Origin of the sequence: Streptomyces sp. B1866, from assembly GCF_031932565.1 — a bacterium.
Classification (GTDB): Bacteria; Actinomycetota; Actinomycetes; order Streptomycetales; family Streptomycetaceae; genus Streptomyces.
Genome location: NZ_JAVSCF010000027.1, coordinates 1 through 9,737 on the forward strand (window position 1 = coordinate 1; position 9,737 = coordinate 9,737).

8 protein-coding genes and 2 CRISPR repeat arrays are annotated in these 9,737 nt (G+C 70.3%); all 8 genes read right to left on the reverse strand.

The annotated features are described in order from the left end of the window. Positions 1-5: 5 nt before the first annotated feature. Positions 6-297: direct repeats of the CRISPR family, unit length 31 nt; unit sequence GTTGCAAACCCACCTGGGCTGATAGCGACCC. Between the two features lie 86 nt (positions 298-383). Genes cas2 through cas6 form a run of 8 tightly spaced genes read right to left on the reverse strand, consistent with a single transcriptional unit; the run spans position 384 to position 8,414 of the window. Beyond that, a complete protein-coding gene (gene cas2 / locus RKE29_RS06565) occupies positions 384-647 on the reverse strand; it encodes a CRISPR-associated endonuclease Cas2 (RefSeq protein ID WP_312004130.1) in 264 nt (87 codons plus the stop codon). 6 nt (positions 648-653) lie between these two features. Next, positions 654-1,634, reverse strand: a complete 981-nt coding sequence (gene cas1b / locus RKE29_RS06570) for a type I-B CRISPR-associated endonuclease Cas1b (RefSeq protein WP_312004095.1) — start codon at positions 1,632-1,634, stop codon at positions 654-656. Further along, positions 1,634-2,158, reverse strand: coding sequence for a CRISPR-associated protein Cas4 (locus tag RKE29_RS06575; RefSeq protein WP_312004096.1), 525 nt, complete (start codon positions 2,156-2,158; stop codon positions 1,634-1,636). The genes cas1b and RKE29_RS06575 overlap by 1 nt, the downstream gene beginning before the upstream one ends. Further along, positions 2,155-4,596, reverse strand: coding sequence for a CRISPR-associated helicase Cas3' (gene cas3 / locus RKE29_RS06580; RefSeq protein ID WP_312004097.1), 2,442 nt, complete (start codon positions 4,594-4,596; stop codon positions 2,155-2,157). Before cas3 ends, RKE29_RS06575 begins: the two co-directional genes overlap by 4 nt. After that, complete coding sequence (cas5, locus tag RKE29_RS06585; protein WP_312004098.1) at positions 4,578-5,318, reverse strand: CRISPR-associated protein Cas5; 741 nt, start codon at positions 5,316-5,318, stop codon at positions 4,578-4,580. Before cas5 ends, cas3 begins: the two co-directional genes overlap by 19 nt. Then, positions 5,294-6,352: a type I-B CRISPR-associated protein Cas7/Cst2/DevR gene (cas7i, locus tag RKE29_RS06590; protein WP_312004099.1), complete on the reverse strand. Its 1,059-nt coding sequence runs from the start codon at positions 6,350-6,352 to the stop codon at positions 5,294-5,296. The genes cas5 and cas7i overlap by 25 nt, the downstream gene beginning before the upstream one ends. Beyond that, positions 6,352-7,776, reverse strand: coding sequence for a hypothetical protein (locus RKE29_RS06595; RefSeq protein WP_312004100.1), 1,425 nt, complete (start codon positions 7,774-7,776; stop codon positions 6,352-6,354). Before RKE29_RS06595 ends, cas7i begins: the two co-directional genes overlap by 1 nt. After that, positions 7,773-8,414, reverse strand: a complete 642-nt coding sequence (cas6, locus tag RKE29_RS06600; RefSeq protein WP_312004101.1) for a CRISPR-associated endoribonuclease Cas6 — start codon at positions 8,412-8,414, stop codon at positions 7,773-7,775. Before cas6 ends, RKE29_RS06595 begins: the two co-directional genes overlap by 4 nt. A 452-nt stretch (positions 8,415-8,866) precedes the next feature. After that, a CRISPR array of direct repeats spans positions 8,867-9,685; the repeat unit is 29 nt; unit sequence GTCGTCATCAGCCCTGGTGGGCTCGCAAC. The last annotated feature ends 52 nt before the right edge of the window (positions 9,686-9,737 follow it).

Sequence of the window (9,737 nt, forward strand, 5' to 3'; positions counted from 1 at the left end):
GACGTGTTGCAAACCCACCTGGGCTGATAGCGACCGCGTGCAAGCGCAACGGCGTCGTCGTCCACCTGGCGTTGCAAACCCACCTGGGCTGATAGCGACACCGGTTGGAGGCAGAGCCCTGCTGGTCGGCCTGGTGTTGCAAACCCACCTGGGCTGATAGCGACCCCACGGCGAGCAGCCATCCGGGTCGCCGGTCTCCGGTTGCAAACCCACCTGGGCTGATAGCGACCCCGGATGGCCTCACCTGCCGCTCCACCGGCACCCAGTTGCAAACCCACCTGGGCTGATAGCGACCCGAGGGTAAAGCTCAAGGTCAACCCGGCACCCAGCCCAGCCATGCCGACACCTTCTGCAGCAGCCCGCCGATAGTGCATCGTCCCAGGTCAGAGGATTTCTCCTGGGCCGCCCAAGGCGACCCCCAGCGCAGTGGACTCCACCATGTCCGGGGATCGTGCGGTGTAGGTGATGATGCTGTCGTATTCGGGATCGATCTCGGCGCGGAGGGCGGCTGTCAAGGCTCGGTATTGGGCAGCAGAAAGCTCGCCTTGGAAGACGCTGCGCTGGGTCCAGTGGAGGTATTTGCGGCAGGTTTTCAGGATTCTGGGGTTGCGTTCGGTGGCGGTGTCGTAGACGAGGATGACGAAGATTTTCGGTCACCACCAGGGGCGGAAGGGTTTGTAGGGCTTGTCTTCCAGGCACAGGCGGACGATTTTGAGTGCTTCGAGGTGGATGAGTTCTTCGTAGCTGACTTTTCGTTTGAGGGTGCGGTGGTGGACGGTGGTGGCGAGTTCCTCGCGGACCAGGGCGGCGATCTTCTTGCGGCCGTCGGTGCTGAGGGAGGCACGGGCGATGTCGGTCTCGAAGTCGCTGGGCTTGAGGACCTTCTGGTGGGCAGTGCGTTTCAGGAGGCGTTCGGCGAAGAGGGGTTTGAAGGGTTCGGCCAGGTCGAGGGCGAGGGTGTTGCGGCGGCGGTCGGTGTCGGCGTGGAGGAAGCCGATGGCCGGGTGGAGCGGGGTGCTGCGCAGGGCGGTCAGCACGCGGGCGTAGACGAGGGAGTTGAGGTAGCTGACGAAGGCGTTGCCGGCGTTGGTCGGGGGGCGGCGGGTGCGGCCGTTGAGGCGGAGCCAGGCGGGGAGCTGGGTGTCCAGGACGGCCCAGGCGGTGCGCCGGTAGTTGCCTTCCTGGCCCATGATCGCGCCGGCGTCGGGGCAGTGGGGTAGGGCGGTGCGCAGGGATTCCAGGGCGGGGTCGAGGAGGTCGGTGTCCAGGGCCCAGCGCAGGTTCTCGGCGGCGGCCAGGACGAGGGAGCGGCCGATGTCGGTGCGGCGGTCGGGGTCGGCGGTGAGGTCGACTTGGCGGCGTACGACGGCGGCTGAGGCCATGGATTCGGCGGGGGTGAAGTGGCCGGCGTGGTTGCCGTAGTGGTCCAGGACGTGCAGGGTGACGCCGTTGCGGCTGAGCAGGGACATGGCCGAGGTGTTGAGGTCGACGTGGTCGAAGGCGATCAGGTCGCGGATGTCGGTGATGGGGATGCGCACCGGGCTGCTGTCGGGGCGTTCGACGCGGATGCTGTTGTCCTCGCGGCGGATGCGGCAGGGTTCGGTCAGCCAGTAGGTGCGGCCGGCGGCGGGCATCAATCTCCCCAGCAGTAGTCGAGGTAGGAGCAGCCGCGGCACTGGGCGCGAGCCAGGCGTGCGGGTGGTTCGGCCGCGGCGATGACCGTACGAGCCCGGTCCTCGTCGGCCTCGGCTTGCGTCCGGGCGTCGTCGTCCCATGGCACGTCGAGGGTGCGGCGGACCAGTGGGTAGTGGACGGTGCCGCCCCGTACGGTGATGCCCCGGCGCTCCAGCAGGAGGCAGTAGTGCCGTACCTGGGCGGCGTGGGCCGGGGAAGGGGCGCGGGAGGACTTGGTCTCGTGGACGACCGCGCCGGTGGTGACCCAGTCGATCTTCGCCTCGCCCAGATCGATGTCGTGTCGGCGGGTGAAGGTGGTGTCGTTGACCACCTCGCCGAAGGCCACCAGGTCGCTGCGCTGCTCGGGCCGGTAGCCGCGCGTATACAGCCACAGCTGGCGCGGGCAGTGGTGGAGGTACTTGATGTGCACGCCGCCGAGCGCGCCGTCGTCGTCGGCCGTGGCGGGGTCGTCCGGATGGGTCACAGGATCGTCTCCGTCGCGGTCGCCGATGGGGGGCGAAGGCCAAGGGTGGTGTCGTACTCGCCGTCGATCAGGTGGACGCGCAGGTGCCGGTCGACCGTCGCGTTGTAGCTTCTGAGCTGCTGGTACCGGAGGGGGATGAGCAGCCGGGCGGCGAGCAGCGGGTCCCTCTTCCTGTCCCTGACCAGGCTCCGGTACTCCTCCTCGTCTTCGCGGTGCAGGACCTCCACGCTGTCGAACCGCTCGCTGAGCTTCCTGGCGTACTCCCAGCGGTCGTGGAAGGGGTCGGTGAAGCTGAGGAATTCCTCGGCGAAGGCGTCACGGTGGCGGCGCGCCTCCTTCAGCCATTCCTCGCCCCACGGTGTGGCGTAGGCGTGGTGGAGGAGGCGGTCGATGTCCTGTTCGCTGAGGGTGCCGGTGCCCTCGGGGAACAGGGCGGTGAGAGCGGTCCAGGCGGCCTCGACCGCTGCGGGCTGGTAGGGCCGGGGTTGCTCGGTGGGGTGGACGCGGAACTCGACGGCTCCCTCGGGGTGGAGTCCGCGCCGGTTGACGCGGCCGGCCCGCTGGGCGACGGCTTCGATTGGGGCGTTCTCCACCGCTCCGCGGTCGAAGTCGAGTTGGAGGGAGACCTCAACCGCCTGTGTGGCGACGACCAGGCCGCCGCGCCTCGGACGCTCGCCGGGGCGGCGCTCGGGGTGGCGCCGCAGGAGGGCCTTTTCGATGTCGTCGCGGTCGCGGTTTTTAAAGCGCGAGTGCAGTAGCAGGGCCGCGCAGGGGTCGCCTGGCGATGCCGCGCGCGCGTCGTCGGCGAGCAGGCCGAACAGTTTCTGGGCGTCGGCCACCCTGTTGACGACGACCAGCACGCTGTGGCCCTCGTGCAGCCAGGATCGCAGCCGCTCGACGCTGGCCGCCGCGGTGATGGGGGACTTGTCCAGGACCAGGCGGTGCCGTACGGGGCTGGTGCCCGGCGGCGCCTGGTACCGGGCCACGGGCTGTTCCAGGCTCTCCTCGATGACGTCGGTCACCACGTCGGCCAGGGTGGCGGACAGGACGGCGACCCGGCTGCCGAGCCGCTCCCACAGCCGCATGGCGGCACACAGCCGACCGAAGGTGGCGGGTTCGTAGGCGTGCAGCTCGTCCAGGACGAACAGGGAATTGGCCTGTTCGAGGAGGACGGAGGAGTACGCCGGTCCGGCGACGGCTGCGCGCAGGAGCTGGTGCGGCGTCGCCACCCGCATCCGCTGGGTGAACAGCCGCATCGCGCCCGCCTGCGCCCGGGCCTTGCGGGCCTGGTCGTCGGTCGGCTCGGCACCCGGGGCGCCGCCCGCACAGTCGTCCTCGACCGCCTCCGCGAGCAGGGTCTGCGCCACCGTGCCGTGCAGCAGTCCGATGTCGGCCTTCCGCTCGCCGGGGGCGGGGATGAGGCTGTCGGCGAAGCGGCGGCGGGCCGCGTTCAGGGAGGCCCGGTAGGGCAGGGTCCACACCACGCGGGGCAGGCCCGGCATGCCGGTGATCTGCCGGGCGGCCCATGCCAGTCCTGCTTCGGTCTTGCCGCTGCCGGTGGGTGCCACGAGGATCAGGTGCCCGCCGGTGTCGGCCGCCTGCCGCTGGTGGGCGTAGGGCTCGTACGGCATGCGGGCCAGGTAGTCCGGCGGCAGCGGCAGGTGGGTCTGCAGGCTCACGTGCGCGGAGCCGGCCCGGTCGGCGAGGGTGAGGGCCCCCTGGGCCAGGACCGCCATCAGCCCCTGGTGGGGTTTGACAGGCTGCCGCCAGGCGTCGAGGAGCTGTTCCAGCAGGTGCTTGGCCCGTTGGGCGAGTGTCGGCGCGCCGGGAGCGGGCGGTGGCGGGTCCAAGGCGAGGAAGCCGCTCAGCCAGGCCAGTAGCTCTTTGTGCAGGCCCGCGGTGACCTGGGTCAGGCTCTGGTCGGGGGTCGGGCCCGGGGTGATGTAGAAGGCTTCGTCCCACTTGGTTTGGTCGTTGTACATTCGCGCCAGGCACGGCTTCCCGCCGTCCTCGGAGGACTCGGCGTGCAGGGCCCGGTGGTGGGTGGCCACCAGGGTCGCGATCATCAGGCGGTCCTCGGCGCTCCACCCGGCCGCCGTGGCGAGCAGGTCGACGTAGGCGAGCGACAGCACCTCGTGCCGCTCTCCCCAGACGCTGCCGCCCGGCTCGACCTGCCGCTGGAAGCCTTCCGCGACCTTGCCGACATCGTGCAGGAGGGCCGCCTTACGCACCCGGGACCAGAAGGCGGGCACGGTGGCCAGGACTCCTGCGCTTCCGACGCGTGCCTCGATCTGGGCGACAGTGTCGTGCACCGTACGGGAGTGGGTGGTCAGCCGCTCCGGATCCTCCTTCGGCCTGGACTTCGCGCGGAGGTCGCTGAGAGCGCGCCGCCGGGGAGGCCGCCCGGCCACGGGGCCGGTCAGGGGTGCAGCAGCCACACGGCCCTCCCCTTCCCGGCGCCTGGGTGGACGCCGTCGTCGTACTCACGGTCCAGGTAGGCGCCGTGCACGCGGTGCCTACCTGCCGGGATGTCGCACCACAGGTAGTCCGTCCAGGCTGTGGTCACCCGGTCGGCCGCCACGGACGCCGCCATACGGTGAACGAGCGCGTCCGGCACCTGGTGACCGTCGACCGGCGCCAGCGCGTGACCGACAACCGCCTCCTCGGCAGGTTCCAGTACGACCTGCTCGCGTCCGGTGACATGGACCAGGTCCTGCGATCGGCCCAGCCGCAACGGCCAGCGCGGCCGCCGGAAGGCGCGCGCGATGCGGTCCCCGTCCGCGCCGGGCAGCCACACCGCTAGGTGCACGCCGACCAGGAAGGGGCGGTTGCGAATGGTCATACCGCCCTTGCCCGCGCGCACCCTGCCGGACACGGACGGGTTCGCGCCGTCCGCGGCGATGGGGTGGTACGTCTCCGCGTCCACGCCGCCGCCTTCGGACCAGGCCGCCATACCGAACGGCAGCGACTCCGACAGCTCGCCGGTGGCGGCGGCCAGCAGCCCCCGTACGGTCGAGGGCGGCGGCACCGGCAGACCGTGGGCGGGGCCGAGGAAGAGCGGATCGCGGAAGGAGGCCACGGGCGCGTGGAACTCCAGCCGCCAGGCCGCCAGGGGCTCGTCGCGCGGCACGGCGGTCACCGGGACGGGTCGTCGAACCACGCGTTCAGCTTCCCGTTCCGCAGGTCGCCCGCCAGGCCGCGCAGGATCGTCCTGGGGTGGTCGATGACGAAGTCACGGTCGCGGAGTTCCTGCTTGCATTCCTTCTCGAACGCCTCCCGCAGCTCGTCGCGGAATCCGGGCCGCCAGCCGATGCGCACCGGCGTCTCCCACTCCCCGCTCCACGCCGCCAGCTCCTTGCGTAGCACGTCACCGCGCACCCGCAGACCGGTGACCTCATCACCGTCGATGACGTTGGCCAGCGGATTGACCCCTCCCATGAACGGCACCAGCACGATCACGGCCGGGACCCGGTCCCCGTAGTGCAGCGCCTGCTTGGCCCCGCCGCTGAGGTTGGCCATCGCCTCCAGCAGCAGCGCGGCACGCCGCGCGCGCTCCTCGACCGGCAGCCGGACAGCCGCCTGGCCACGGAACGTCATGGCGGTCGCGCCGGCCGCCGCCGCCTCGGCGACCTGGAGGGCCTGCTCGGTGGTCAAGTAGTTCGGCCGCCCCACACCGTCGGTGTTCGGCAGCGTGAAGGTGCCGATGCGCGGCAGGTCGAGCAGGAACGGGGCGGCCAGGTCAGCGGTGTAGAACTCATGGCCGTGCAGCACCGGTTCGGTCACGCCGCGGGACATCACACCGAAGTCCTCGGTGGGCCGGACCGGCGTAACCGACATGAGGGTCCCCAGCAGGAACGGGCTGTCGCGCAGCGTGGTGGCCGCGTCGTCCTTCTTCGCCCCCGCCCGCATGTAGCCGAACAGGTCGTCGTCGGCGTAGCGGATCGGGTCCGCCTCCGTGTTCGCCTTCTGCGCCCGGCCCTGTGCCCTACCCACCCTGGTGACGGGTGAGGGGACGGAGCCCCGCTCGGCCATGCCGTCGCGAATCCAGCGGCGCACCGCCTGCGCCGAGATATACGGGTGTCGCCTGCCACGGACGGTAGCGAACTTCACGCGCGCCGTGGTCTCCTCCCCACGCCCGTTGTTGGGCGCGCCCGCCTCGACCGCGAGGACCATCTTGCCTGCGAGATACGCCATCACACCGCTCCGAATTCATCATCGTCGTCCATAAGGTCCAGCGGCGGTTCTTGAATCAGCCGCTCGATCTGCTCCCGCTCGCGGGGATCTTCCGGCCGGGCGTTGACTGCGACGCCACGCTCATCGAGAAGGCGCTGCACCTCTAGGGACAGCAAGACCCGCTGCTCCCACGCACGGGGACGCTGCTGGACGAAAGGACGCGCTTCGTCAGACCCCACATGAACAGGTCGGCCGTCGTACCTCAGCCGAAGGCTCGCCTGATGGAGGAGAAGCCCCAGTCGGTAGCCGTCCAGCGCGGCTTTCCCGTACTGGGCCAGGCGGCCCCTCGGACTGCCGCTTCCATGCTCGATCCAGGTGGCGATCAGGTTCGCCACTCCGCTCAGGTCCGGCTCCACGCCGTGAATCTCCTTCTCGTAAGCGAACGCGAGCCGAGTCAGAGCCGCACGATCCTGGCTGCTCCAGCGTTCGGTCTCCCACAGCAGCCGGTGCAGTTGCCCCAGCAGCGAACGGCTGCGGCCGTCCTCGGCCTCGAACAGCAGGCGCGCCGCCTCGACCGGCCCGGCAGCGGTCACCCGCCCGTCCCCATCGCGCTGGGTGAAAGCGATCTCCATCAGCCGCCAGCCGCGCCGCAAGGGCGCGTTGCCGTCCACCGCAGCCAGGAAGACCGGCACCGCCCTGCGGGTGCGGGTCACCCGCAGCCACGGTTCCTGGTTGTCATTTTTGAAGCTCCACAGCGTCGTCGCCGACAGTTCGCGCCCCACGTTGCGCAAGGCGCGCAGGACCACGAGTTCCGGAGAGGCGCCCGTGCTCAGACTGGTGAAACCCGCCTGGATGATGCGCCGGGCACGCCGCACATTGCGTACGGCGAACTCCCGCTCAGCCTGCCGACTCTCGCAGGACAGCACCGTCGCCGAACCCGCCGTCACCCACGCGCCATACGGCAGCGCCCACATCGCCACCCGGCAACCTCGGCACACAGGCCAGCCCTGTACCCCGGGCGGCAGCGTGTTCAGCGCCTTGTTGCTGTCGAACATCGGCAGCGTCGACTTCGCCCACACCGCTGCGGCGTCCGCGCCGCAGAAGGTGCACGGCAGGACCCTGCCGGCGGGGTCGTCCGGCACGAACATCTCCGCTAGCGCGTCCCGAAGGACCACCGCGTCACGCGGGCGACTGGCGTGAGTGGCCTTCGAGTTCGGGTACAGCGCGAACAGGACCTTCCACCAGTCGTAACACGGGTCGGTCTTCGCCGCGACGGCCGCCGCGACCGCGTCCCGTACAACGGTGTCCGCGACGCCGTTTAGATCGTCGGCGCCCACCTGCTCCGGCAGCTCCCGCCCGGCCATCACGGCCACCGCCCAGGCTCCGGCACGCTGCAGCGGATGACCCGTGGCGACGAGCCCACCGGCCCTCTCCATGACGGTCATCGGATCCACCCGAAGCCCTGCACCGTGTCCAGCCCCAGCCCCCACGACCGGATCGCCTCCACGAACCAGGGATCGGCCTCCACCGCCACCCGCACCTGCGCCCCGATCCGCGGCGCCCCACGCACCGCGAACCGGCGCCTCGGCCCCGCCTCCAGCACCCGCAGCCCACGAGGCGCGGGCAGCCCGAGCACCTCGGCCTTGTGGACCAGGTTGTGCTCCATGCATGCCACGAAGTGCTCGTCACCAGGAAGAAGTTCGCGCCCCTCGTGCCGGAGAACGACCGGCGTGGCCGTGGCCAGCTCCACGACGCCGCCGTCAGGATCTCCCGGAGCGCCGACGTCGACGGTGAAGCCACGCACCCGCAGGCGGGCCGCCCCCCACACGATCTCGGTACGGGACGCCAGCCCGGCCACCAGCGCCGCCGCGATCTCCGGGACCGGCGACCCGAACCACACCGACCCCTCAGAGGAGGTGGTGTACACCCCCCTCTTACGCGGCGCCCCCTTGAACTGCGGACTCGTCACACCGATCGGCTTCAGCCGATGCCCCCGCCAGCCCTCGTCGTGCAGGGACTGCGCCAGCTCCGGGTTCTGCTCACCGAGCAGGCCGTAGACCACAGCCCGCGCCGGTCCGTGCACATCCTCCCAACGCAGACTCGGCGCATCCGCTTCAACATCGACCCTCACGCGCATCGCGACTCACCGTTCCGCTTCCACACGACGGTCTTTCCGGTCTCGGGGTGCGATCCAACTGGCATAGAGAGCACGGTAGCTGGACTAGATAGGTAGAATGGTAATTTCTTCAAGCTTGTCATGGAATCCGCCGATTGATGGTATGTGCTTCAAGCGGCCCCGGGCAGCCCGACCGGGACGCAACGCGTTACGGGATGACTACTGATGGCAAGCTAACGCCCCGCACTGACAACCGGCTGCCAGGGGCGGGGCAACGCCTGCTGGCCTTCAGCTTGGAAGGTGCGTGGAGCGTGACGCAAAACCTTCTGACCTGCGACGTTGCACTACCGGCGAGTCGCTGCAAAATCACCCGGGAGGTGAGCCTGTGGACGCCTGTCGGCCAGCAGTTTTACCCTCGGGTCGTCATCAGCCCTGGTGGGCTCGCAACCGGTCTACACGCACCGGGACATCGACCTGTTCGAGTCGTCATCAGCCCTGGTGGGCTCGCAACAGTGGGACGAGAAAGCGTCCGAGCAGATGCAGCTCGTCGTCATCAGCCCTGGTGGGCTCGCAACGCCAGCGTGCGTCCGCGCCGCCGGTCCCAGACCGCGGGTCGTCATCAGCCCTGGTGGGCTCGCAACGCGTCCGTCAGCTCTTCCCACTGCGCGCGGACCACGTGTCGTCATCAGCCCTGGTGGGCTCGCAACGTGACCACCGAGGCGCCCCCGATCGTCTTCCCCCGGGTCGTCATCAGCCCTGGTGGGCTCGCAACAGGCGCTGGAGGAGTGGACCGCGTACGGCATGTCCGGGTCGTCATCAGCCCTGGTGGGCTCGCAACACGCCGCGGCGCGGACGGCCGCCCTGCTGTGCAGCGTCGTCATCAGCCCTGGTGGGCTCGCCACGGGGGGACGACCAGGCCGCGGCGGTCGGGCCTTAGGGTCGTCATCAGCCCTGGGGGGCTCGCAACGTGACCACCGCGGCGCCCCCGATCGTCTACCCCCGGGTCGTCATCAGCCCTGGTGCGCTCGCAACACGGCCAGGACCAGGCCGACGACGGGGCGGGCTGGGGGAGGTCCGGCGTCGTCATCGGCCCTGGTGGGCTCGCAACACCCACGCCTGGCCCTGGGTGCTCACCGGATCACCGGTCGTCATCAGCCCTGGTGGGCTCGCAACGGGGGGACGACCAGGCCGCGGCGGTCGGGACTTAGGGTCGTCATCAGCCCTGGTGGGCTCGCAACGGCTTGATCGTGCGGATCCTGGCCATCAGCCGCGCGTCGTCATCGGCCCTGG

What these genes read in the sequence shown, in the direction of transcription:
- cas1b (WP_312004095.1), bottom strand. Translation starts at nt 1,634, where the DNA reads ATGCCCGCCGCCGGCCGCACCTACTGGCTGACCGAACCCTGCCGCATC.
- cas7i (WP_312004099.1), bottom strand. Translation starts at nt 6,352, where the DNA reads ATGGCGTATCTCGCAGGCAAGATGGTCCTCGCGGTCGAGGCGGGCGCG.
- RKE29_RS06595 (WP_312004100.1), bottom strand. Translation starts at nt 7,776, where the DNA reads ATGACCGTCATGGAGAGGGCCGGTGGGCTCGTCGCCACGGGTCATCCG.